At 46.2% G+C, this 24625-nt stretch carries 21 protein-coding genes; 17 read left to right on the top strand and 4 right to left on the bottom strand.

All coding sequences use genetic code 11. From position 1 onward, the window contains the following. Positions 1–164: 164 nt before the first annotated feature. The 6 genes from DW694_RS03680 (at position 165) to DW694_RS03655 (ending at position 6449) form a co-directional block, all read left to right on the top strand. Positions 165–839, top strand: coding sequence for a response regulator transcription factor (locus DW694_RS03680; protein ID WP_118752572.1), 675 nt, complete (start codon positions 165–167; stop codon positions 837–839). Positions 840–993: 154 nt separating this feature from the next. Next, a complete protein-coding gene (locus tag DW694_RS03675; protein ID WP_118752571.1) occupies positions 994–3189 on the top strand; it encodes a DNA topoisomerase III in 2196 nt (731 codons plus the stop codon). 114 nt (positions 3190–3303) lie between these two features. Then, entirely contained in the window at positions 3304–3684 is a 381-nt protein-coding gene (locus DW694_RS03670; protein ID WP_022426444.1) for a DUF6483 family protein, read from the top strand. Continuing rightward, on the top strand, positions 3684–4355 hold the full coding sequence (locus DW694_RS03665) for a YkgJ family cysteine cluster protein (RefSeq protein ID WP_118752570.1): 672 nt from the start codon (positions 3684–3686) through the stop codon (positions 4353–4355). The genes DW694_RS03670 and DW694_RS03665 overlap by 1 nt, the downstream gene beginning before the upstream one ends. Positions 4356–4434: 79 nt before the next feature. Then, on the top strand, positions 4435–5334 hold the full coding sequence (locus DW694_RS03660; protein ID WP_015527022.1) for a LysR family transcriptional regulator: 900 nt from the start codon (positions 4435–4437) through the stop codon (positions 5332–5334). A 326-nt stretch (positions 5335–5660) separates the two neighbouring features. Next, positions 5661–6449: a shikimate kinase gene (locus tag DW694_RS03655; protein ID WP_021652296.1), complete on the top strand. Its 789-nt coding sequence runs from the start codon at positions 5661–5663 to the stop codon at positions 6447–6449. A gap of 141 nt (positions 6450–6590) precedes the next feature. Here DW694_RS03655 and DW694_RS03650 read toward each other — a convergent pair whose 3' ends face one another. Further along, entirely contained in the window at positions 6591–7499 is a 909-nt protein-coding gene (locus DW694_RS03650; protein WP_021652297.1) for a LysR family transcriptional regulator, read from the bottom strand. Between the two features lie 286 nt (positions 7500–7785). On the opposite strand from DW694_RS03650, the gene DW694_RS03645 reads away from it, so the two are divergent. From DW694_RS03645 to DW694_RS03625, 5 genes are all read left to right on the top strand, one after another. Next, positions 7786–8625 carry a TIM barrel protein gene (locus DW694_RS03645; protein ID WP_118752569.1) on the top strand — a complete coding sequence of 280 codons (840 nt, stop codon included), beginning with the start codon at positions 7786–7788 and terminating at the stop codon, positions 8623–8625. A 113-nt stretch (positions 8626–8738) separates the two neighbouring features. Continuing rightward, positions 8739–10664 (top strand): FAD-dependent oxidoreductase, encoded by a 1926-nt coding sequence (locus DW694_RS03640; RefSeq protein WP_118752568.1) that lies wholly within the window; start codon positions 8739–8741, stop codon positions 10662–10664. A gap of 144 nt (positions 10665–10808) precedes the next feature. Next, a complete protein-coding gene (gene aroE, locus DW694_RS03635) occupies positions 10809–11690 on the top strand; it encodes a shikimate dehydrogenase (protein WP_015527027.1) in 882 nt (293 codons plus the stop codon). 5 nt (positions 11691–11695) lie between these two features. Continuing rightward, positions 11696–12895 carry an MFS transporter gene (locus DW694_RS03630; RefSeq protein WP_118752567.1) on the top strand — a complete coding sequence of 400 codons (1200 nt, stop codon included), beginning with the start codon at positions 11696–11698 and terminating at the stop codon, positions 12893–12895. Positions 12896–13128: 233 nt separating this feature from the next. Continuing rightward, a complete protein-coding gene (locus tag DW694_RS03625) occupies positions 13129–14511 on the top strand; it encodes a hypothetical protein (RefSeq protein ID WP_118752566.1) in 1383 nt (460 codons plus the stop codon). Between the two features lie 236 nt (positions 14512–14747). Here DW694_RS03625 and aroD read toward each other — a convergent pair whose 3' ends face one another. The 3 genes from aroD to DW694_RS03610 all read right to left on the bottom strand — a co-directional run bounded on the left by aroD (position 14748) and on the right by DW694_RS03610 (position 18646). Continuing rightward, a complete protein-coding gene (gene aroD, locus DW694_RS03620) occupies positions 14748–15509 on the bottom strand; it encodes a type I 3-dehydroquinate dehydratase (protein WP_015527030.1) in 762 nt (253 codons plus the stop codon). Positions 15510–15546: 37 nt separating this feature from the next. Next, positions 15547–16425 (bottom strand): shikimate dehydrogenase, encoded by an 879-nt coding sequence (locus tag DW694_RS03615; RefSeq protein ID WP_118752565.1) that lies wholly within the window; start codon positions 16423–16425, stop codon positions 15547–15549. Positions 16426–16648: 223 nt separating this feature from the next. After that, complete coding sequence (locus DW694_RS03610) at positions 16649–18646, bottom strand: FAD-dependent oxidoreductase (protein WP_118752564.1); 1998 nt, start codon at positions 18644–18646, stop codon at positions 16649–16651. Positions 18647–18969: 323 nt separating this feature from the next. Here DW694_RS03610 and DW694_RS03605 point away from each other — a divergent pair, with 323 nt between their 5' ends. From DW694_RS03605 to DW694_RS03575, 6 genes are all read left to right on the top strand, one after another. After that, on the top strand, positions 18970–19536 hold the full coding sequence (locus DW694_RS03605; RefSeq protein WP_330697397.1) for an NUDIX domain-containing protein: 567 nt from the start codon (positions 18970–18972) through the stop codon (positions 19534–19536). A gap of 310 nt (positions 19537–19846) precedes the next feature. Further along, entirely contained in the window at positions 19847–20212 is a 366-nt protein-coding gene (locus tag DW694_RS03600; RefSeq protein ID WP_015527035.1) for a BMC domain-containing protein, read from the top strand. Positions 20213–20223: 11 nt separating this feature from the next. Beyond that, entirely contained in the window at positions 20224–20655 is a 432-nt protein-coding gene (locus DW694_RS03595; RefSeq protein WP_118752563.1) for a BMC domain-containing protein, read from the top strand. A gap of 18 nt (positions 20656–20673) precedes the next feature. Continuing rightward, a complete protein-coding gene (locus DW694_RS03590) occupies positions 20674–21204 on the top strand; it encodes a EutP/PduV family microcompartment system protein (RefSeq protein ID WP_021652307.1) in 531 nt (176 codons plus the stop codon). 304 nt (positions 21205–21508) lie between these two features. Next, positions 21509–22960: a sodium:alanine symporter family protein gene (locus DW694_RS03580; RefSeq protein ID WP_022426453.1), complete on the top strand. Its 1452-nt coding sequence runs from the start codon at positions 21509–21511 to the stop codon at positions 22958–22960. A 3-nt stretch (positions 22961–22963) separates the two neighbouring features. After that, positions 22964–24574: an amidohydrolase gene (locus tag DW694_RS03575; protein ID WP_118752561.1), complete on the top strand. Its 1611-nt coding sequence runs from the start codon at positions 22964–22966 to the stop codon at positions 24572–24574. Positions 24575–24625 lie beyond the last annotated feature (51 nt).

The raw sequence follows: 24625 nt of genomic DNA, 5'->3' as shown, positions 1-24625 counted from the left end.
ACAACTCTCTGCTTTATCATAACATTGACGTTCGGCTTTTACAAATTAAAATTTCTTAAGGATTTCTATATTTTACATAAACTTAACCTTTTTTCTATGTTGGATTTTACGAATGCACTTTATACTTGCACGTATCAGATGAAAAATGAAGCTGGAGGAAAATTATGATATATCTTGTGGAAGATGATGAAAGTATCCGTGAACTTGTTGTATATACATTAAACAGTCAGGGTCTGGAGGCACAGGGTTTTGAACGGCCATCACTTTTCTGGAAAGCGCTGGAAAAAGAACTGCCTTCACTGGTGCTTCTGGACATTATGCTTCCGGAGGAAGACGGACTGTCTATTTTAAAAAAAATCCGTATCCGTCCGGATGTGCGGAAACTTCCGGTGATCATGCTTACTGCAAAAGGAAGTGAGTTTGATACCGTGGTAGGTCTGGACAGCGGTGCAGATGATTACATTCCGAAGCCGTTCCGTATGATGGAACTGATCTCCAGGGTACGTGCCCTTCTTCGGAGAGCAGAGGACAATGGCGCAGAGGAGTATCGTATGGAAAATCTTTATGTATGTCCGGGAAGACATGAGGTAACTGTTGATCAGGAGCCTGTGAATCTGACACTGAAAGAATACGAGATGCTTTGTCTCCTTCTGAAAAACAGTGGTACGGTTCTTTCCAGAACACAGCTTTTAAATCAGATCTGGGGATATGAATTCGACGGGGAGAGCAGAACCGTAGATGTACATATCCGTACCCTTCGCCAGAAGCTTGGCCCGGCAGGAGATCTGGTGGAAACAGTTCGTGGAGTGGGCTATAAGATCAGCGGAAAATGTGCATGAACAGCTGCTGAGAGTAATATGAAAGTAAAGAGCATTTCGACGGAAAAAGGCTTCGGCCCTTTTCTGGACGAAGTGCTTTTTTCATGCTATAATAGTTGAACCCCGGAGCCATTAGGAAACAGGCTCCAAAGAGTAAGAGGTGAAAGAAAAAAATATGAAATCATTAGTAATTGCGGAGAAGCCATCCGTTGCCAGAGACATTGCCAGAGTCCTCCACTGTAGTCAGAAGGGGAACGGAACCCTGGAAGGAAAAGACTATGTAGTGACCTGGGCCCTGGGACATCTGGTAACACTGGCAGATCCGGAAGAATACGATAAAAAATATACCAAATGGGAGCTTTCCACGCTTCCCATGATGCCGGAGAAAATGAAACTGGTGGTGATACGCCAGACCTCCAAGCAGTACAATGCGGTGAAAACCCAGCTTTACAGGAAGGATATCGGGGAGATCATCATTGCCACAGATGCCGGACGAGAGGGAGAACTGGTTGCAAGGTGGATCCTTGCAAAGGCAGACTGCCATAAACCTATTAAGCGTCTGTGGATCTCATCCGTAACGGACAAAGCAATCCGTGACGGCTTTGCCCACCTTAAAAACGGCCATGATTATGATGATCTTTACCGTGCGGCACAGGCCAGGGCGGAGGCGGACTGGCTGGTGGGAATGAACGGGACCAGAGCGCTGACCTGTAAATATAATGCCCAGCTTTCCTGCGGACGTGTGCAGACCCCCACCCTTGCCATGATCGCAAGAAGAGAGCAGGAGATCCGGGAATTTAAGCCGGAGGATTATTACGGGATCACTCTGCAGGCGGGAAATGTACGCTGGACTTGGCGTGACGGAAAAAGCGGAAGCCTCCGCACCTTTAAGAAGGAGCGTGCCCAGGAGATCCAGACAAAGGCAGGAAAAAGCAACCTTACCATAACAAAGGTTTCCAGAAAGCCGAAGAAGACCTATGCGCCGGGGCTTTATGACCTGACCACTCTTCAGAGAGAAGCCAATCAGAAATACGGCTTTTCTGCAAAGGAAACTCTGAATATCATGCAGAGGCTCTACGAGAATCACAAAGTCCTTACCTACCCAAGAACGGATTCCAGATATATAGGAAAAGATGTCGTTCCTACCATTAAAGAACGTCTTCAGGCATGCGGGACAGGTCCTTACCGGAAACTTGCCGGTGCGTTGGCCAATAAACCAATCCAGGCCAATGCAAGTTTTGTAGACGATAAGAAAGTCAGTGACCATCATGCCATCATTCCTACAGAACAGTTTGTACAGCTGGATCATATGACAAACGAGGAGCGGAAGATCTACGATATGGTTGTGCGCCGTTTCTTAAGCGTTCTGTATCCGCCGGCTGTATATGAGCAGGTTAGTATGGAAGGAACGGCAGCAGGAGAGACTTTTGCGGCAAGCGGACGGATCGTAAAAAGCGCCGGATGGAGAGAAGTCTACGAAGGCGGCTGGCAGGATGAGGAAGAAGAGGATTCATCGGATAAGCTGAAAGACCAGAAGCTTCCGGAGCTTACGGAAGGTCAGATACTTACTGTGGAAGGAGCAGCTCTTACAGCAGGCAAAACAAAACCACCGGCCAGATTTACAGAGGCCACACTTCTTGGTGCCATGGAAAATCCGGTTCATTTTATGGAAAGCCACGACAAAAAAGCGGCAAAAACCCTTGGTGAGACCGGTGGACTTGGAACGGTAGCCACAAGAGCGGACATCATTGAGAAGCTTTTCAACAGCTTTATGATGGAAAAAAGAGGCAATGAGATCTACATTACCTCCAAGGCGAAACAGCTTCTGGAGCTGGTTCCGGAAGAACTGAAAAAGCCGGAGCTTACCGCAGACTGGGAGATGAAGCTCAGTGATATTGCAAACGGAAAGCTCCGTCAGGATAAATTCCTCACAGGGATCCGTAAATATGCCTGTGAGATCGTAGATGAGATCAAAGGCGGACAGGGAACCTTCCGCCATGACAATATGACAAACAAGAAGTGCCCTAACTGCGGCAAACATCTTCTGGCAGTCAACGGAAAGAATGCCAAAATGCTGGTGTGCGAGGACCGGGAATGCGGATACAGAGAGACAGTATCCAGGACCACCAATGCGCGCTGTCCGAAATGCCATAAGCGTATGGAGATGCTTCTGAAGGGAAAAGAAGAGACCTTTGTATGTCAGTGCGGCTATAAAGAAAAGCTTTCATCCTTCCAGGCAAGACGAGCCAAAGAGGGTGCAGGTGTGAATAAGCGTGATGTGCAGCGTTATCTTAAGAAACAGCAGAAAGAGGCCAATGAGCCGGTGAACAATGCATTTGCGCAGGCGTTGTCAGGAATTAAACTGGATTAAATAAATTGCCTGTCCAGATATCCGGGGTTCGGATGAGCGGAGGACCGGATGCAGATACGTCGGTCGGAGAAATGTGTCTGGCAGAACAGGACAGCAGAAAGAGAGGAAAACGATTTGGGATTACAGGATGACAGAATGTCAGGAAATATTCAGGATATCGCAAGACTGATCACAAGACTTCTTCTTAAGGGAGATATGCCGCAGTATACACTTCCTGCAGCAGAGGCAGATTATACAGAGGCAGACCAGCTTTTTAAGAAGGTTATCGGACTTGCTGATGAGGGTGACATCAACGGAGCGGAAAATGAGCTTCTTATGAACATGGAGGAAGATGATCCAGATTATCTGGAGCTTGCCCTTACCTTTTATCTGCATCTCAATGATATGGACGTGGATTACCTGGATGATCACGATTATTCCAGGGAGGAGATCCTGGACGGGTTGAAAAGCCTGGCTGAGGACTGGGGAGTTACAGGACTGGAGGCACTTGTCTAATGCGGCGGGAGGTTACACTGGAGGAAATTTCCGACGGTCGTTTATACGAGGCAAATGACATGGTAAAGGCAGACTGTCAGGACTGTAAGGGCTGTTTTGACTGCTGTACGGGAATGGGAGATTCTGTTGTATTGGATCCGCTGGATGTATGGCGGTTAAGTCAGGGACTTCACTTAAGTGTGGACCAGCTGCTTGCCGGAAAAATAGAGCTTGGCGTCACAGACGGAAATATTCTGCCGCATCTTAGGATGACAGGGGCAGAGGAACGATGCGTATTTCTGAATGGCAACGGAAGATGCTCCATCCACAGTTTCCGTCCGGGCTTCTGCCGTTTGTTCCCGCTGGGAAGATACTATGAGGACGGTGGTTTTAAATACATCCTTCAGATCCACGAGTGCAAAAAGACCAGCCGCAGTAAGATCAAGGTCCGGAAATGGGTAGATACTCCGGATTTTCGAAATTACGAAAAATTTGTCTGTGACTGGCATTATTTTCTTCTGGATGTCCAGTCGGTTCTCTATGAGAGCGAGGACAGTGATCTGATCCGAAACCTGAACATGTATGTGGTAAACCAGTTTTACAGGAAGCCTTATGATGAGAAGCGGGATTTTTATGAGCAGTTTTATGAGAGACTTGCGGCGGGAAAAGAACTCCTGAGCCTTGGAGTGTGAAACAGACCAGGTAGCGAGGTGTCTGAGCTTACCTGCCTGAAAGTCTCTTGCGCGGAGGAAAGAAAGGATTTTTTGACATATGAACTTAAATCAGCTCACATATTTTGTGACTCTTGCCCAGATCGAAAATTATACCAGAGCAGCCAAGCGGCTGGATATAACCCAGCCAAGTCTGAGCCATGCGATCTCCAACCTTGAAAAGGAACTGCAGGTTCCACTTTTTGAGCGTCATGGAAGAAATGTGACCATGACCAAATACGGGGAAATGTTTCTGAAATATGTGCAGGACTCCTTACATATCCTGAATCTTGGTGTGGAGAGGATACAGGAAGCGGCAAGGATTCCGGGAGGAAGTATTTCCATCGGGTATATCCATACCCAGGGACGCAGATTTATCCCGGAGCTTGTCCGGGGGTTCCTTAATGAACAGGAGGGGAAGAAGATTGATTTCCGTTTTCAGAATGCAGCTACCGGAAGTCTGATCCGGGGTCTGAAGGAAGAGAAATTCGACGTGATCTTCTGTTCCCGGGCAGAGGGCGAGAAGGAGATCAGCTTTGTGCCGGTGTCAGAAGAAAAGCTGGTGGCTGTAGTGCCTGAGAACCATGCTCTTGCAGACCGAAATTCAGTGACCATAAAAGAGCTGGGGCAGTATCCGCAGGTGACCTTTACCCCTGCAAGCGGACTGTATTTTGTGATCCGGGAGCTTTTCGAAAAGGAAGGACTTTCACCGGAGACGGCCTTTGAGGTAGAAGAGGATGGTGCACTGGCAGGTATGGTGGCGGAGGAATTTGGTGTAGGCATTGTGCCGGATGTACCGGTGATCCATACACTTCCTGTGAAAATCTTAAATATTGAGAATCTGCACTGCCGTCGTTACATATACATGGGAATGATGAAAAACCGGTATCCAAGTGCGCTTGTGGAGCAGTTCCGGGATTATATATACAAGCATTACCGGATCTATGAAGTGATACAGTAGAATCTTGGTGATAAAATTTCTGTAAAAAATCTCTGCTTCTGTAAAAGGGCGGAGATTTTTTTGACACAGATCCTAGCGTGAATACTATAGCAATTCCATAAATTACTGCAAACAATTCAGTCCATCATAGCGTGAAGTCCGGCGTCAGATATCTTTGCCGTGCCTAAAAATTATAAAAATAATCTATAGATCACATGCGTAAATTCAATGAAAATTTGGGTTGAGATAAAAATGACCAGTTGGTATAATAAGGATAGATGCTTGATTTAAAGTGATAAAGTGATGACGGAAATCCGTAATAAAATGAACGAAGTAAAGGAGATATTATGAACCAGTTAGAAGTATTAAGAGAAAGCCTTGGACAGTGCGATGAGATCATCCTGGACGCACTCCTTATGAGAAACAGGATCGTAGAGGACATCATGGTATACAAGGAAGCTAACGATCTTCCGGTACTTCAGCCGGAACAGGAGGCGAAGCAGAAAGGATGGCTGGAAGCCAGAATGGAAGGCAGACGTCATAAGAAAGAGGTCAATGATGTTTTTGCAAGCATCACACAGAACAGTAAAAGAATCCAGTCCAGAAATCTTTTCAATTATAATATCTTCCTGATCGGATTTATGGGAGCTGGTAAATCTACGATCTCCGATTATCTGAAGAATGTTCTTGCCATGGATGTTGTGGAGATGGATCAGTGTATCGTGGAGAGACAGGGAATGAGCATTTCCGATATCTTTGAGACTTACGGTGAAGAGTATTTCCGTGAGCTCGAGACAAATCTTCTGATCGAGATGCAGTCCAGATCGAATGTTGTAGTATCCTGTGGCGGTGGTGTTCCGATGCGGGAGCGCAATGTTACCGAGATGAAAAAAAATGGCCGTGTTGTACTTCTGACTGCAAAGCCGGAAACTATTCTGGAACGTGTAAAGGATAATCATGACCGTCCTTTACTTGAGAACAACAAAAATGTTTCATTTATCGCGGATCTGTTGGAAAAACGTCGCGCGAAATATGAGGCAGCAGCAGATATAGTTGTTGAGACAGACGGAAAGAGTGAGCTTGAGATCTGCGAGGAGCTGATCCACAGACTTCGTGAGGCAGAGGCAAATAAATAACTGCTGATCATAAAACAGAATAGTTTTACATATAAAAGGGACAGCTGTCCGATAAACCGTACAAAAACAGAACGGAGATCGGGCAGCTGTCCTTTATGATATAAAAGATCCGGACCATATATTTGCAGATGAACAGATCGTTTAATTGGTCTTATAAAAAATCTCCCTCGAGGTTTCCTCGATCACAAATTTTTTAAAGGCTTCCACGACCGGCGGATGGTATACATCCTTCAGCATGGCCATGTAGAAATTCCGCTGCCAGCTTGGAGAGACAAGGGGCAGGATCTTAAGGTTCAGAGAGTGAAGGATCGGGATATCCGGTGCAATGCAGATGCCGAAATCATTGGCAACAAATCCTGCGGCAACCTGATCCTCATCGATCTCAAAAGCCACATCCGGGTACTGACCGATGCTCTTAAATAACTGGTCAATGATCTGGCGGAGACCGCTTCTCTTCTTGAAGATGATCTGCTTGTATGGAAGCGTTTCCTCCAGATGGATCTCGGATTTCTCAGCAAGAGGATGTTCCGGCGGAACGATGACGACCAGATCCTGCTTGGCAACCGGAATAAATTCGATCAGTGGTTCGTCGTCAAATTTGGAACAGAAGCCGATATCGTATTTCTTTTCTTTCAGTCCGGTGAGGATATCGCCGGTAAGCACCTTATCGCAGAACAGATTGAAATGGATCTGTTTTCCCTTATTGGCATTAAGAAAGCTGCGGATGATCTTTGGCATAAAGTCAACACCCAGAGTTCTGAGAAAAGCCACATCGATCTGTCCTTCTCCCTTTCCTGCAAGCTGGAGACCGTTTACGGAGGAATCCAGCCGGTTCAGGGTTTGTTCCACATCCTCCAGAAAAGACTTGCCATATTTGGTGAGAGAAACATTCCGTCCGTTTTTTTCAAATAATTTCACTCCAAGCTCTTCCTCCAGAGAAGAGATCGCGTGACTTAGGCTGGGCTGTGTGATGGCCAGAACATCCGCAGCTTTTGTATAATGTTCCAGATGAGCCAGTGTCACGAAATAGCGAAGATGATACAGATTCATTTTTCAATACTCCTTTCGTAAGTTTATCTGAATGTTTTACTTCGGACAGATCCCCGGTAAGTCTGACAGACATAAGAGATTTGCCGGGCCGTATGCAGTGACGGCGGCAATACGGCTGAATATGTTTTATATAGTATAACATGATATATTGATAAAATCTATGGATTCTCCTGGTACAATCAATTTGTTTTGTATTTAACAAAGTTATATAATGCTTATAGAAAAAAGATACAAAATAATTTAAAAAAACCAAATAAAATTATTTAAATTTTCAGGAGGAATTATCATGTCAAAAGAATTTCCAATCACAATCAGTTCCTGGACACTGGGAGATCAGTGCAAATTTGAGGACCGTGTAAAAGCTGCCAAAGAGGCTGGCTATGAGGGAATCGGCCTGAGAGCAGAAACCTACGTAGATGCCCTGAATGAGGGACTTTTCGACGAGGATATCCTGGCAATCCTGGATAAATATGACATGAAGGTAACAGAGGTTGAGTACATCGTGCAGTGGGCAGAGGAGCATCGTTCCTATGAGCAGAAATACAAAGAACAGCTCTGCTTCCATATGTGTGAATTATTTAACGTAAAACAGATCAACTGCGGACTGATGGAGAACTATTCCGTAGAGTACACAGCACAGAAGCTTCGTGAGCTTTGCCACAGAGCAGGCAAATACATCATCGGTGTTGAGCCAATGCCATACAGCGGAATCCCGGATGTGAAAAAGGGCTGGGCTGTTGTAAAAGCTACTGACTGCGAGAATGCAAAACTGATCCTTGATACATGGCACTGGGTAAGAGCAAACCAGCCGATCGAGCTTTCTGTACTTGAGGGAATCCCGGCAGACAAGATCGTATCCATCCAGATCAACGATGTATGGGAAAGACCATATGCAACAACGATCTTAAGAGATGAGTCCATGCATGACCGTCTTGCTCCTGGAACAGGAATCGGAACAACTGTTCCGTTCGTAAAAATGATCAAAGAAAAAGGCATTAAGCCAAATGCCATCGGCGTAGAGGTTATCAGCGATGCAAACCTTGAAAAAGGTATCGAGTATGCTGCAAAACATACATATGAGAACACAAAGAAGGTACTGGAAGAGGCTTGGCCGGAAGTACTGTAATTAATATAAGAAACTGATATTTCAGACGGGTCCCTGTTTCCGATGTCATACCGGTGACAGGGCGTTCCCGTGAAAGAAACAAAAAGATTGTTTCAGAGGAAAGGAGAACGCATATGAAATTCAATGCGATGTTTCAGCCGATCGAGATCGGTCCTATGACAGTAAAGAACCGTTTTGTTGTTCCGCCAATGGGAAATAACTTTGCAAACACAGACGGAACAATGAGTGAGCAGTCCGCTGCATATTACAGAGAAAGAGCAAAAGGCGGATTTGGTCTGATCACCATCGAGGCTACTGTAGTTCACAAAGGCGCAAAGGGCGGCCCGCGTAAACCATGTCTTTACGACGACACTACGATCGAAAGCTTCCGCAAGGTCATCGACGGATGTCATGCAGAAGGAGCAAAGGTGTCCATCCAGCTTCAGAACGCAGGTCCTGAGGGGAATGCAAAGAACGCAGGAGCACCGATCACAGCAGCAACCAGCATTCCGTCTGTATGCGGACGTGATATTCCGAAGCAGCTTACAACTGAGGAAGTTTACGAGCTGATCAAAGGCTACGGTGAGGCCGCAAGAAGAGCAATGGAAGCAGGAGCGGATGCTGTTGAGATCCATATGGCACACGGTTATCTGGTAAGTACCTTCCTTTCTCCGAGAACAAACAAGAGAGTGGATGAGTTTGGCGGATGTTTTGAGAACCGTATGCGTTTCTCCCGTCTGATCATTGAGGAAGTTAAAAAAGCAACACAGGGAAAAATTGCAGTTCTTGCAAGAATCAACTGTGCAGACGAGGTTCCGGGCGGACTTGATGTCCACGACAGTGCAGCGATCGCAGCATATCTGGAAAGCTGTGGACTGGACGGACTTCATGTATCCCGTGCTGTTCATATCAAGGATGAGTTTATGTGGGCACCGACCGTTATCCACGGTGGATTTTCCGCAGCAGAGGTTGAAGAGATCAAACGTGCGGTAAATATCCCGGTGATCACAGTTGGACGTTATACAGAGCCACAGTTCGCAGAGCTGATGGTAAAAGAAGGAAGAGCTGACCTTGTGGCATTCGGGCGTCAGAGCCTTGCAGATCCGGCTATGCCGAAGAAAGCACAGGAAGAGCGTCTTGAGGATATGACTCCTTGTATCGCCTGTCTTCAGGGCTGTGTTGCAAACATGTATGCAGGAAATCCGGTATGCTGTCTGACAAACCCATTCCTGGGTCATGAGGCAGAGCCGCTTGAGAAAGCGGAAGAGCCGAAGAAGGTTATGGTTATCGGTGGCGGTGTTGCAGGACTTTCCGCTGCATTTATCGCAAAAGAGAGAGGACATGAGGTAACACTTTATGAGGCAGGAGATGTTCTCGGCGGAAACATGAGACTTGCTGCATATCCGCCAGGAAAAGGTGACATCACAAACATGATCCGCAGCTACATCCATCGCTGCCAGAAGGATGGCGTTAAGATCGTGATGAACTGTGAGGTAACTCCGGAGCTTATCAAAGAAGAGAAGCCGGACAGCGTGATCATTGCCACCGGTTCCAAGACTCTGATCCTTCCGATCGAGGGAATCGACAATCCGGCTATCATCCACGGCTCTGATCTTCTGGATGGCAAGAGAGCAGCAGGCAAAAAGGTTCTCGTTGTCGGCGGTGGAATGGTTGGATGCGAGACAGCTGCATTTTTAGGCGAGCAGGAGCATGATGTAACTGTTATCGAGTTCCGTGATACCGTAGGTGCAGACGTGATCCACGAGCACAGAGTATATCTGATGAAGGATTTCGAGGACTACGGAATCAAGGAGATCACCGGAGCAAAGGTATGCAAATTCTATGAAGACGGGGTAGAATATGAGACCGCTGACGGAGTACGTCACGAGTCAAGAGGATATGATTCTGTGATCCTTTCCATGGGATTCCGCAACTACAATCCTCTGGAAGAGAAGATCAAAGACCTTGTACCTGAGACACATGTGATCGGAGATGCTATCCGTGCAAGACGTGCACTGGATGCAACAAAAGAGGCTTATGAGGTAGCTTCCAGGATCTGATCTGCCAGTCGCTGATCGTATTGATACAAAAGAAAATAACTATCCGATAAACCGGACAGTATAAAGATTAAAAAGATGGCCCGACAGACACCGGAGAAAATATATCCGGTGTCTGACAGGGGAAAATGCAGGAGGTAAAAAGAAATGGAACAGAGAATTAAAGGAACAACTGGTTTACTTGCACTGATCGGAAGCCCTGTAGGACATTCCGGATCCCCGGCTATGTACAACTTCAGCTTCCAGTACCATAACCTGGACTATGCTTACATGGCATTTGATATCAAAGAAGATCAGGTTCCGGCAGCTCTTGATGCAATGCGTCTGTTCAAAATGAGAGGATGCAACGTAACCATGCCTTGCAAGAACAAAGTAGCGCAGTGTGTAGATGAGCTTTCACCGGCAGCAAAGATCATCGGCGCTGTAAATACTATCGTAAATGAGGATGGAAAACTTGTTGGACATATCACAGATGGTATCGGATTTGTCCGCAATCTGAAAGAGCACGGTGTTGATGTAAAGGGCAAAAAGATGGTAGTCCTCGGAGCAGGCGGTGCAGCTACAGCCCTTACTGTACAGTGTGCCCTTGACGGAGCTGCATCCATCGCGATCTTCAACCCTGACGATCCATTCCTTGACAGAGCAAAAGGAACTGCTGAGAAGCTTGCAAAAGAAGTACCGGACTGCAAAGTAAGCGTATATTGTCTTGACGACCAGGACAAACTGAGAGAAGAGATCGCAAACGCAGATATCCTCGCGAACGGAACACTTGCAGGAATGAAACCACATGATGACATCACACTGGTTGACAAATCCATGTTCCATAAGGATCTTGTTGTTGCTGACTGCGTATACAATCCGGCAGAGACAAAGATGGTAAAAGAAGCAAAAGAAGCAGGCGTGAAGCTTGCTGTAGGCGGAAAAGGAATGCTTCTGTGGCAGGGTGCAGCATCTTACAAGCTTTACACAGGTCTTGAGATGCCGACAGATGAGTACCAGAAATTCCAGGCTGAGAACGAAGGGAAATAAGAAAAATGAGCCAGACAGGTAAGAAAAATTTAGTGATTACTTCTATCGCACTGTATTTTACATATTTCATCCATGGGATCGGAGCTTCCATCATGGGTCAGTACAAGCCGGAGCTTGCGGCTCACTGGGGAGCAAAGGCTTTAAGTGATGGAACTATGGATGTCAGCATGGTAGTATCTGTAATTGCCGCACTTGGACTTGGAAGACTGATCTCTCTTCCGTTTTCCGGTCCCCTGTCCGACAAATTCGGACGCAGATTAAGCGGAATTATCGGCGTGATCTGTTACGCAGCATACTTTATGGGAATCGCATTTGCTCCGTCTATGGGAGTTGCTTACGCCTTTGCCATTGTAGGCGGTATCGCAAACTCCTTCCTGGACACCTGCGTAAGCCCGACATGTATGGAGATTTACGTAAACAATCCTTCTGTAGCGAACCTGTTTACAAAATTCTCCATGTGTATCAGCCAGTTCCTGCTTCCTTTCCTCATCGGATTTGTAGCGGTAGCGAATATGTCCTACAGAACCATCTTTATTGTTGCAGGTGCTGCGATCTTTATCGATGGAATCCTGATCCTGATCCTGCCATTCCCAGAGAGAAATACAGCAGGTACAGTAAAGAGAGAAAAAACAAAATTAAAGATCACTCCTACAGCTCTTGCAGCGATCCTGATCGGATTTACAAGCTCTTCCACATTTATGCTGTGGCTGAACTGTAACCAGGAGCTCGGAAAGCTTTATAACTTAAGTGATCCTTCCAAGATCCAGTCCTTCTATGCAGTAGGAACCTTTGCAGCAATCCTGTGTTCCTCTGTATTTATCAAAAAAGGACTGAAGGAGATCAATATCCTGATCATTTATCCGCTGATCTCTTTCATCATGCTGGGACTGTGCTACTTTATCCAGAATCCGACAATCTGTCTTATCGGTGGATTTGTGATCGGTTTTGCAGGCGCAGGCGGTGTGCTTCAGCTGGCTGTTTCCACAACTGCGGAGTTCTTCCCGGAAAACAAGGGAACTGCAACATCCATGGTCATGATCGCATCCAGCGTTGCGAACTACACCATTCTGACACTGGCCGGCTACATTACAAAGACTGCCGGAACCAGTGCTCCGAGAATGATCCTGCTTCTCAATATGGCAGTGACATTCATAGGAATCCTTCTTGCACTGTTCGTTAAGATGAACCGTGGAAAAGAGGCTTGACTGGATCAAGGAAATCCCTTGGGGTGAATATCCGTTTGACTACAGTAAAAAAAGTGAATCATTGTATGGATACAGACAATGATGACTGAATCTGTGCAAAACAAAGTTCCAATTCGGGAACAATTCCCGGATTGGACTTTACCGTTTCTGGAAATGTTTGTTAATTAACAAACTTACAAAATAAAAGATACTATATATGTATTATCAAAAAAAAACGACAAAGGAGAATCGTTATGGCACGTGCAGCAAGACAGCGAAGAGAAAACGAACTGCCCTACATTCCGTTTGGGCCATTTCAGATTCGTTTTCCGTTTATTCACTATAAAATTGAGTCCGTAGAGTTTATCCAGGGCCTGATCCTCGGGGTTACGGCACTGGCGGCGGTTCCTTATCTGGAACAATATCTGGGATTGCCTTATGAGCTGGCATGGAGCTGTGTGATCATAGAGACCATGCTGTATATGCTACACAGCTTACTTGGTGATCCGGTTGTACCGGGATGGATCACACCGACCCTTCCGCTGACGATCGTATTCCTGGAAGGCTTCCCTATGGGAAAAGAACGTATCCAGGCAATGATCGCCCTGCAGATGCTGGTTGGTCTCGTGTTCATATTTATGGGCATCACCAAACTTGCGGATAAATTTGTCCATGCAGTACCAAATTCTGTTAAGGGTGGTATCCTTCTTGCTGCGCCGGTGACGGTTATGGCAGGACAGCTGGGAGAGGGCGGCAACATGCATAAGTATCCGCTGGCGATCGTTGCCGGTGTAGGCCTTCTGATCCTGATCAGCTTTTCAGATAAATATCAGGAGAAGAGAAAGAACAACAAATTCCTGGATCTTGTTGCCAGGTATGGAAACCTTTTCCCGTATCTGATCGCCATGGTGGTAGGTCTTCTTGTAGGAGAGCTGGATGCGCCTGATTTGGAGCTGGGAACCTTTATCAAGATCCCGCAGTTCAAAGAGATCATCTCACAGGTAAGTATCTTTGGTGTGGGAATCCCGCCGGTCTCCATGTTTGTCAAAGCGCTTCCTCTGGCACTTGTATGCTATGTTATCGCATTTGGTGATTTTGTTACCACAGAGACACTGGTTACAGAGGCACGCCAGTCCAGAGATGATGAGTACATTGATTTCAATTCCAGCCGCTCCAACCTGGTCAGCGGCATCAGGAACCTGATCCTTTCCGTCATTGCGCCGTTCCCGCCGCTTTCCGGTCCGTTATGGGTTGGAATGACAGTATCCGTTTCCATCCGTTACAAGGAGGGAAAGAAAGCTATGAAGTCTCTGATCGGCGGTATGGCATCCTTCCGTATTGCAACGTTTTTAAGTGTGCTGATCATTCCGGTTGTAAGCTTCTTCCGTCCGATCTTCGGAGTCGGTTCCTCCATTACTCTGATGTTCCAGGCCTTTGTCTGTGCAAGGATCGGTATGGATTACTGCAGAACAGACCGTGACAAGATGATCGCAGGTGTTATGGCAGCTGTGCTTGCAACCCAGGGAACTGCATGGGCATCCGCATGGGCCCTGGCTGTAGGCTTCGGTCTGAATATCTTCCTTTCAAACTGGGACCCCAGAAAGAAAGAGGAGAATGCCATCGAGGATAAAAATTGATCAGAGGAATAACAAAGATATAAAAAACAGAAAAAGAAGAAGTGTGCTGGATGGGTCAGCACGCTTCTTCTTTTTGTCATGAGATTTGTTGTTTTTAATTATTATTTTAATAGATTTGCTATTATGGGATTAAAATTGTAAAAATTTGTTACATCAATTGGGTTTAAAAATTGGTTTATAATTCGCGTTCTGTTACAAAAATCTACTGTAGATCCTTTTTATGGGAGGTTACAGGATCACAGGCTTTTGTGGATAATGTCAAGAACCTGTGCAAGCTCGTTGACATTGATCTGTCCCGGTGCGGAAGCTTTGGTAGCTGCACCGAAGGTAAGGGCGGAACCGAAGGTTTCGCCAGCGAGACGGCTGACAACACCGGTACCTGCCATGGACATGGTAATGATCGGGCGGTCGGCGAACTGCTCGGACATTTCCAGCGTGGCACTTAAGAGTGTAAGCACGTCCTGTTTGTTTCTTGGCATAACAGCCATTTTCGGGATATCTGCGCCATAGTCCTGCATCATGCGAAGACGGCGCACGATCTCATCCTTCTCAGGAGTTGCGTCAAAATCATGGTTGGAAGCGATGACCTTTACGCCATAGCTGTGTGCTTCCTGGATCATGCTTTTTACGATCTCCTCACCTGTGAAGGCTTCTACATCAATGAGATCTACATAGCCGCTTTTTGCGACAGCCATGTTGAGTGCTTTGTAAGCTTCGTTGGAAATCGCTTTTTCTCCGCCTTCCTTTGCAGTACGGAAGGTGAAGAGGATCGGAGTGTCCTTTAAAACGGTCTGGAGATCTTTTGCCACATCCAGAACCTTGTCTGTGTCAAAAACGTCCTCAAACCAGTCAACACGCCATTCCACAACGTCTACGGGGATCCTTGCGAAGGTCCCTGCCTCAAGGAGGATATCATCCTTTGTCTGTCCCACGATCGGGACACAGATCTTCGGTCTTCCCTCTCCGAGTGTGATATTTCTTACCTGAACTGTTTTCATAATGGTCCTTTCTGATACGACAGGAACAGATAGCAGTTTAGTCGTCGTATCTGATGTTAAGAATCTCTTTCATATGTTCGATCGGCATCGGTTCGCCGGTCCACAGTTCAAATGCAGCGGAGCCCTGGAAAAGCATCATGCCAAGGCCGTTCATTGTCTTGCAGCCAACTTCCTTTGCCATAGAACGCATAGCAGTTTCAAGAGGGGAGTAAGGCACATCAACAACGATAAGCTCCGGGCGGAAGTAAGACTTGTCCGGAACAACGGACTGACCTTCCAGTGGTTTCATTCCAACACCTGTCGCATTTACGAAAATATAACTGTCAGCCATTTCTTTTTTCAGCTGGTCAAGATCTGCCAGATCATAGAGAACAGCATGGCTTGAAGTTCTGGTGTTGATCTTTTCTACAGTAGATACTGCACGATCCCAGAATTCATCTTTGCGGTTGAAGATCACGATCTCGCCTACACCGTCAAGTGCTGCCTGGATCTCGATAGCAGTTGCGGCACCACCTGCACCTACGATGGTCATTTTCTTTCCGATGACGTCGATGTTATTGTCTTTCAGTGCTGCCATAAATCCGATACCGTCTGTGATATGGCCTGTAAGATGACCATGATCATTAACGATGGTGTTTACAGCGCCGCACATTTCTGCTGCCGGTGAAAGCTCGTCAAGGTACTGGCCTACCAGGGTTTTGTTCGGCATGGAAACGTTGGAACCTCTCATTTTCAGAGTACGGATGGCCTTTACAGCATCCTCGATCTCGTCTGCACCAACCTCAAATGCAAGATATGCATAATCATAGCCAAGCTTTGCAAAAGCTTCATTCTGCATGGCAGGAGAGTTGGAGTGGCGGATCGGATATGCCATAAGACCAATCAGTTCGGTATGTCCTGTGATTCTTTCTGACATGGTAATAACTCCTCTCATTGGTAAAATCTGGATGAAGATTTGTCTTTTTTAAACCTCCCGCCACATAGATCTGAAGAAGCTGCGGACATTCTCCGGACGACTGCGGGGGAGGAAGACGTGGAAAAACTATGTTACGGATCACCGAGTGAACTGTAACAGATTTATATACACTTTCCGGTAGAAGGATTGAAATACTCCCGGAAAGGGTATAGCGGAAAAAATATTAAAGGTATCCCTTCTGCTCAAGAATGGTAAGGATATTGCGTCCTTCCTGGGTACCGTCAATGATTCGTCTTGCTCTCTGGCTGTCGCCGATGTTCATGATCTCAACATCCTCAGAAGAAAATTCCTCTGTGAGGTTCTGGTAAAGCTGTCCCTGAGCTCTCATTCCGAGACATACGAAGCCGTATTCAAATGGAAGCTCATAAGGCTCGCCGTCGCCTTTGACAAGGAAGGAAGAATCCTTAACCTCAAGGAGAGCAGTTTTTGTAAGCTGATGTACATTGTGTTTTTTCATCATGGTCTTTGTGTCATTCTTGCTTACCGGGTCAAGATCACGTCCGATCTGATCCATCATCTCAACGATAGAGATGTCTGCATTTCTGTCAGCAAAGAATTCCACAACATCAAGACCTACAGCACCGCCGCCTACAACAACAACCTTTTTGCCTTCCAGATCCTTCGGAAAATCATTAATGTGGCTGATCATACCAAGAATAGAATAAATATTATGGTTCTCGTTGTCAATACGATCCTTCAGTCCTGCGATCGGAGGCAGAAGCGGAGCGGAGCCGGTGGAGCTTACGATGATATTCGGATGGAACTTGCGGATGTTTTCCGGTGTTCCTTCTGTGTTTTTGAAGATGTAAAGATTATCAAGCTGTTCAGCACGATGCATGAGATAGTGCGGGAAATCAGCAAGACGGTTCTTTGCAGGAATCTTTGAGATCAGAGATGCAAGTCCGCCAAGCTCATTGCCTTTTTCCAGAAGGAAGGTATTGCATCCAACCTCTGCGGCTGTACAGGCAGCTTCCAGTCCGGCAGTGCCGCCGCCGATAACGACCACGTTGCAGTTTTTATTTACATGTTTTTTCTTATATACATCGCCCTCAAGAACAGATGGGTTTACAGTACAGCGGATCGGACGGTTTACACCGATACGGTTTCCGGCACAGCCAACGTTACAGGAGATACATTTGCGGAGGTCACACTCATGACCTGTGGCAACCTTGTTTACCCATGCAGGGTCTGCGATCAGACCACGGCCCATACCGATCAGGTCTGCATCACCGTCAGCCAGGATACGCTCAGCAACCTTCGGGTCACGGACATTACCCATGGAGATACATGGCTTGTTGAATTTTTCTCTTACGGCCTTTGCCATGTAGGAACGCCATCCGTCCGGGAGATAATTTGCATCGATCTGGTACTGGATGGAACCGTTAAGTCCGCAGGAAACATCGAAGATATCAACCTCTTCCTGAAGATGCTCCAGGTATTCCAGAGTATCCTCCAGTGTATTTCCGCCTTCCATCAGCTCATCCGCACTGAGACGGAGCATGATCGGGAAGAAAGGTCCTACCTGTTTCCTTACCTCATCGATGACCATACGGCAGAAACGGGTACGGTTCTCAACAGATCCGCCGAACTCATCGGTACGCTTGTTTGTGATCGGGGAGAGGAACTGACTAATCAGATAGGAGTGTCCTGCATGGATCTCTACTGCGTCAAAGCCAGCTGTCTGTGCACGTTTTGCAGCCTCACCGTATTTTTTTACGATGTGAAGGATCTCATTTTTGGAAAGAGGACGCGGGATTTCGCCGCCTTCTTTGGATGGAACGTCAGATGCGGAAACCGGCTGCATGTTGATCCTGGAAGAAACAGCGGAAGCTCCGGCATGGTTGATCTGGATCGCAATCTTTGTTCCGTATCTATGAATATTTTCACAGAATTTGAAAAGACGTGGCAGATAGTTGTCATGGTCGATGCGCAGCTGTGTGGTTCCGTTGGAGCCCTGCGGGGAATCGATGCTTGCGTTCTCTACGATGATGAGACCTGTGCCACCCTTTGCACGCTGCTCATAATAATTGATATGAAGAAAACTCATTTCGCCGTTCTGTTCACCGTAGTTGGTGCCCATCGGCATCATAACAATACGGTTCTTGATAGTCATATTTTTAACGGTTAATGGGGAAAAAATATGCGGATAATCATTCTTCATCTGAAAAAAACCTCCCTGGTTATTTTAAATAGAATCGTTTGTTTGTGTTAATTATATAACAGAATAATCCATAAAACTAATTCATAATACGAGCTATATAATAAAAATAATCTATAGATTTTCGCATATCATCTTTCAGGCTGCAGGTACTTGTATGCTTATAATGTGAAAAAAACAGATGTAGAAGGGTAACTGGTTACTGAGAACGGAGTGAACGGTAACGCTAACTGGAAAATGGTATCGGATCCAGGGGTTTACATATATGATTTTAACGTGTTATCATAACAAATAAAAAAGATACAGAAAACGGAGAAACGGGCAGGATGAAACGGATCAAATGTAAGACTGTATTTCCGCGTTCTGTAAAAAGACAGGAGATAGATAAAATGGAATTCTGGGATATTTACGATGCAGATAAGAAACCGACAGGACGAACTATGAAGCGCAATGACTGGTGTTTAAAGGATGGAGAGTATCATCTGACAGTTTTGGGCGTGGTAGCAAGACCGGACAAGACCTTTCTTATTACCAAACGTGTGATGACAAAGGCCTGGGCCCCGGGCTGGTGGGAGGTTTCCGGCGGTGCAGCCCAGGCAGGAGAGGCTTCCCGTGATGCAGTACTCCGTGAGGTGAAAGAGGAGACCGGACTGGACGCCAGTGAGGCAGAGGGCGGATACCTTTTTACATATAAAAGAGAGAATCCCGGGGAAGGAGATAATTACTTTGTGGATGTGTACCGTTTTGTCATGGATGTGGAGGATAAGGATCTGAAGCTTCAGACAGAAGAGACAGACGGATATATGTTTGCAACCCTGGAACAGATCAGGGCGTTTGCCGCAGAGGGAAAATTCCTGCATTATGACAGCATTAAGAAGGCGTTTGAGTTCTGAGCAGATTTCTGACTGGTTTTCCGCGAGGATGTGAAAATAAATGTTGTTTTTTGTGGATTTCTATTTTTAAAAACGTTGTTTTTTGACTTATTTTCGAAGAATTGTCTTGACATTAAAATTGGTAAATAGTAAAATTAAATCAGATGAACTACCAGACTGTTTTTTGACCATGAGCAGGTAGCAGAGCGGATTTCAAAGATCTGCTTGACTTTAGGAAGCTGTAAGCCGGATGAATGAAATCCGGCTTATAAAATTATCCAATATTATCAGATCGAGAATAATATAAAATTTTGAAAGTGAGGAATCATCAATGGCAGATGAACATAGAGATCAGATCAGAATCGTACAGGAAACCGTAGCCGGTAAGGAGATCACATTTGCCCATATCATGGGTGGTCCGGCACCTATTATATATCAGAAGCTTGGACTGAATCCGCAGGTGGACTATGGATCATCTGCAATTGGTATCATGAACATGACACCTTCCGAGTCTGCTGTGATCGCATCCGATATTGCTGTGAAGAGCGGTAATGTGTATCTTGGATTTGCAGACCGTTTTACAGGAACACTGATCATAACAGGAGAGATTTCCGATGTGCAGACTGCAATGGAGGAGATCGTGGATTATTTCCGTGATACTCTGGGATATGTAGTATGCAATATCACCAAGAGATAAGGAAGTGTACCATGGAAGAACGGATAACGAAGGAAGAACTGCTGGAGCGGCTGTTTCATGATGATTATGAGAACCTTAAGGGAAGAAGACTTCGGCTGACCCGGGTGAGAGTACCTGGAAAGGAGCTTTCCTTTGCACATGTTTTTACACCAAGTGATAAATCAGTCTATGAGAATCTTGCGTTACATATCGGTGTTCATGAAGGTGAAGATCACAGTGGAGATGCCATCGGCATGGTCCGTGTCACACCCTGGGAGGCAATCGTGGTTGCGGCAGATGTTGCAGTGAAGGCAGCTCATGTGGAAGTAGGATTTATGGATCGTTTCTGCGGGACGCTGATCCTGACAGGCGGTTTTACGGAAGTGATGACAGCTGTGGAAGAAGTGGTGCGTTTTTTCCATGAGACATTGAAATTCGATGTCTGTAAGATCCACAGAAGCTGAGGCAGGACGGGATAAAAAATGAAAAAAATTTTTCTGATGGGTCGAAGTGAAGCCGGCAAAACATCCCTGACACAGGCGCTTAAAGGGGAAGAGCTTCATTATCATAAGACTCAGTATACCAATACAAATGAAGATACTATTGATTCACCGGGAGAATATGCGGAATCCAAGCATTTCAGCGTAGGACTGGCCTGTTTTTCCTTTGAGGCGGATGTGATTGCCATTGTACAGGCAGCCAATGAGCCCTTTAACCTGTTTAGTGACGGCAGCAGGAATTTTCTACTACGGCCGCTGATCGGGATCATCACCAAGGTGGATTCTCCCCATGCCAACATTCCCATGGTCAGACAGTGGATGGAGAACATGGGCTGTGAACGGATCTTCATGGTAAATAACAAGACCAGGGAAGGCATCAGTGAGCTGATGGATTATCTGCAGGATGATCTCCCGAAGCTTACGCTTGAACAGGCGAAATTCAAGCAGAGCCTTGGCCTTAACGAATGGGATTCCATGCCGGAAGGGGTGGAGTATCCGGAATCCATACGGTAAAATAGTAATATTCACGAAAAATGAATAAAAATACAAAATTCAAACAGAAAAAGTAGAAATTCCTCCGGAACTGTGATATACTGTCATTGTTTGGAAGATTCGTGGGCTGAAATGTAAGATCCCCAGAGCATGAAGGATAAAGAGGATAGAAACGGGGCTCGCAGATATATGGCAGAAGAGCTGTATGTCGGGAACACCGGGTATCCGTATCTGACTTCGTGTTCCGGGGATTTTTTATATTCTATACACAGATTTTCCGAATGGATGCAAAAGACAAACAATAAGAAGGACAGGAGAGGAAAAGATGTTTGAATTATTTGAAAATCTGACCAACTGGCTCTGGGGACTGCCGCTGCTGATCACGATCCTCGCTACAGGCGTATATCTGACAGTACGTTCCGGTTTCTTCCAGTTTCGCCATTTTGGTTACATTGTGAAAAACATGTTCAGTAAAGAACGTCGCCAGGAAGGCGGAGATGACGGAAAGAGCCTGACACCGTTCCAGGCTATTTCCATTGCGATCGGAGGTACTGTTGGTGTATCCAATATGTCCGGTGTTGCAACGGCTATTGCAACAGGAGGACCTGGGGCATTATTCTGGCTCTGGATCGCAGCGCTTCTTGCCATGGTCATCAAGATGGCAGAGGTAACACTTGCTGTATACTACAGAGAGAAACAGCCAAACGGTGAGTACCAGGGAGGCCCGACCTACTACATGCAGAAGGGTCTTGGCGGAGAGAAAAAGCTTCCTTTCTGGAAACTTTTTGCAGTACTGTTCGGCGGCTGTATTTTCATGACATGGTTCATTACTTTGCAGAATTATACAGTATCAGAGGCTGTCGGAAGTACCTTCCACCTGCCGTACATCGTACCGTCACTTTTGTATGTGGCAGCGATCTATCTGATCATCATCGGCGGTGTAAAGAAAGTCGGCGTGATCTCTTCCTATATGACACCGATCATGTGCATGCTTTACATTGTAGGCTCTCTCGCAATACTGGTAGTGAATTTTGACAAGCTGCCGGAAACCTTTGGACTGATCTTCAAGGGTGCATTTACAACACAGGCGGCAGTCGGCGGATTTATGGGAGCCGGTGTTGCAACAGCAATGCGTCTTGGCTTTGCCCGTTCCGTATACAGCAACGAGGCAGGCTGGGGAACATCTCCTATGATCCATGCTTCCGCAAAGACAGACCATCCTGTAAAACAGGGACTGATGGGAGCATTTGAGGTATTTGCAGACACCATCGTAGTCTGCTCCATGACAGGTCTTGTCGTTATCACCACAGGCTACTGGAATTCAGGACTTCAGGGGTCAGAGCTGACACTGACAGCATTTGAGTCCGGAATGGGCTCTGTTGCGAGAGCATTGATCGCGATCAGTATTTTCCTTTTCGGACTGACAACATCAACCGGATGGTTCACCTACTACAGCGTGATCCTGAAGCACTGGCTGAAAAACAATCAGAAGGTTCTGAAGATCGCAGAGAAGATTTTTATCCTTGGAACACCATTATGGGGTCTTCTGGTCACAGTGCTTACTCTTTACGGAAACGGAACACCGGCACAGCTGTGGGTAATTGCAGACTTTACAACCGTATTCCCTACATTTGTAAATGTTGCCACATTATTTATCTTAAGTGGTACCTTCTTTAAACTGCTGAAGGATTACAAGGCGCGTTACATGGGAATCGGTAAAGTAGATAAGGATATGGCACTTTTCTACGAGGATAAAAAAGAAAAAGAGGAAAAATAAACAGTGGATACAATTTTTTTTAACGGATGTATAAGAACACTGGATGACAGTGAAAAAGTGGCAGAGGCTGTGGGAATCGAAAATGGCCGGATTGTTTTTGTGGGAACTGATAAAGAAGCGGAAGCTTTTTCCTGCAAAAAGCGGATCGACCTTAAGGGAAGGCTGATGCTGCCCGGTTTTGTGGATACACATATGCATATGCTGCATTATGCATTTGTGGAAAGATCTGTAAAACTGTTTGACTGTACAAGTGTTGAGGAAATGCTTGCCGCAGCAAAAAAAAGACTGGAGGAGAGCAAAGGTCAGAAGCTGACCTGGCTCTACTGCAGAGGCTGGAATGAGGAGCATTTTGATAAGCCACGCTATCCGCATAAGGATGAGCTGGATGCGCTCTCAACGGAAATCCCCATCATTATGGTGCGTGTCTGCGGGCATGTGGCTGTGTGCAACAGCTGCGGTCTGGAGCTTCTGAAAAAAATCCCGGAGTTCCCGGAGATTGAGAAGGAGGTTGATCTGGATACCGGACTTCTGAAGGAAAATGCAGTACAGTTTTATTCATCTGTGCTGGAAGCACCATCCCAGGAAGAAGTGGAAGGCTACATCAAATACAGTGCGAAGAAGCTGAATGAATGTGGATTTACAGGTGTACAGTCCGATGATCTTGCCTCCCTTCCGGGGAAAAACTGGCGTCGGATCATGGCCTCCTACAAGGCACTGGATGCCAGAGGAGAGCTGAGTATCCGCCATTATGAGCAGTGCCTTTTTGAGCGGGCGGAGGATGCGAAGGCTTTTATCGAGGAAGGATATCGTACCGGGCAGAGGGGAGATCACTTTACGATCGGACCGATGAAGCTGATCCAGGATGGTTCCCTTGGTGCAAGAACAGCGGCCATGAATGAGCCTTACGAGGATTCGCCGGGAAATACCGGGATCATCACATTCAGTCAGGAGGAGCTTGATGATCTGTTTGCTTTTTTTGACCGGCATCAGATGCAGGCGGCAGTACACTGTATCGGTGACAGGGCCATGGATATGGTTATTGAGGCAGTTGCGAAGTCTCCTTACCGGAAGGATAATAAAAAGGGCAGACATGGTATCGTACATTGCCAGATCACCAATCCGCGTATTTTGCAGGGGATGAAAGACCAGGATCTTCTGGCATATATCCAGCCGGTATTTATCGATCTGGATATGAACACAGTGGAACCTGCCATCGGCGCACACCGTATGGATAAGGTGTATGCATGGAAGAGCATGCTGGATATGGGAATCCATACGTCCGGCGGTTCGGATGCTCCTGTGGTAAGCTTTGATGCCATGGAGAATATTTATTTTGCAGTCACCCGCAAAAATATAAAGGGCCAGCCTGAGGAAGGATGGATCCCGTCCGAAAAAATGTCTGTGGATGAAGCGGTGAAGCTTTTTACAAAAAACGCAGCTTACGCTTCCTATACAGAAGAAGAGAACGGAACCATCGAAGTGGGTAAAAATGCGGACTTCGTAGTTATCGAGAAGGATATCTATGAGATCGACCCGGATGAGATCAAGACCACGAAAGTGGATATGACAGTTCTTGGCGGTGAGATCGTTTATGAGAGAAAAGTAGAAGAATAACGGCAGTATAAAAAGAAAAAAGTGAGAGGCAGAGTCTGAGTGGAGCAGGCT

It is taken from the genome of Ruminococcus sp. AM26-12LB, assembly GCF_003480785.1.
Taxonomy (GTDB): Bacteria; Bacillota; Clostridia; order Lachnospirales; family Lachnospiraceae; genus Blautia_A; species Blautia_A fusiformis.
The sequence above is the reverse complement of the archived record's forward strand: the minus strand, read 5'-3'. Positions and strand labels throughout refer to the sequence as shown.

Coding starts and splice junctions, on each gene's coding strand:
- DW694_RS03680 (WP_118752572.1), top strand. CDS start 165: ATGATATATCTTGTGGAAGATGATGAAAGTATCCGTGAACTTGTTGTA.
- DW694_RS03675 (WP_118752571.1), top strand. CDS start 994: ATGAAATCATTAGTAATTGCGGAGAAGCCATCCGTTGCCAGAGACATT.
- DW694_RS03665 (WP_118752570.1), top strand. CDS start 3,684: ATGCGGCGGGAGGTTACACTGGAGGAAATTTCCGACGGTCGTTTATAC.
- DW694_RS03660 (WP_015527022.1), top strand. CDS start 4,435: ATGAACTTAAATCAGCTCACATATTTTGTGACTCTTGCCCAGATCGAA.
- DW694_RS03655 (WP_021652296.1), top strand. CDS start 5,661: ATGAACCAGTTAGAAGTATTAAGAGAAAGCCTTGGACAGTGCGATGAG.
- DW694_RS03650 (WP_021652297.1), bottom strand. CDS start 7,499: ATGAATCTGTATCATCTTCGCTATTTCGTGACACTGGCTCATCTGGAA.
- DW694_RS03645 (WP_118752569.1), top strand. CDS start 7,786: ATGTCAAAAGAATTTCCAATCACAATCAGTTCCTGGACACTGGGAGAT.
- DW694_RS03640 (WP_118752568.1), top strand. CDS start 8,739: ATGAAATTCAATGCGATGTTTCAGCCGATCGAGATCGGTCCTATGACA.
- aroE (WP_015527027.1), top strand. CDS start 10,809: ATGGAACAGAGAATTAAAGGAACAACTGGTTTACTTGCACTGATCGGA.
- DW694_RS03630 (WP_118752567.1), top strand. CDS start 11,696: ATGAGCCAGACAGGTAAGAAAAATTTAGTGATTACTTCTATCGCACTG.
- DW694_RS03625 (WP_118752566.1), top strand. CDS start 13,129: ATGGCACGTGCAGCAAGACAGCGAAGAGAAAACGAACTGCCCTACATT.
- aroD (WP_015527030.1), bottom strand. CDS start 15,509: ATGAAAACAGTTCAGGTAAGAAATATCACACTCGGAGAGGGAAGACCG.
- DW694_RS03615 (WP_118752565.1), bottom strand. CDS start 16,425: ATGTCAGAAAGAATCACAGGACATACCGAACTGATTGGTCTTATGGCA.
- DW694_RS03610 (WP_118752564.1), bottom strand. CDS start 18,646: ATGAAGAATGATTATCCGCATATTTTTTCCCCATTAACCGTTAAAAAT.
- DW694_RS03605 (WP_330697397.1), top strand. CDS start 18,970: ATGAAACGGATCAAATGTAAGACTGTATTTCCGCGTTCTGTAAAAAGA.
- DW694_RS03600 (WP_015527035.1), top strand. CDS start 19,847: ATGGCAGATGAACATAGAGATCAGATCAGAATCGTACAGGAAACCGTA.
- DW694_RS03595 (WP_118752563.1), top strand. CDS start 20,224: ATGGAAGAACGGATAACGAAGGAAGAACTGCTGGAGCGGCTGTTTCAT.
- DW694_RS03590 (WP_021652307.1), top strand. CDS start 20,674: ATGAAAAAAATTTTTCTGATGGGTCGAAGTGAAGCCGGCAAAACATCC.
- DW694_RS03580 (WP_022426453.1), top strand. CDS start 21,509: ATGTTTGAATTATTTGAAAATCTGACCAACTGGCTCTGGGGACTGCCG.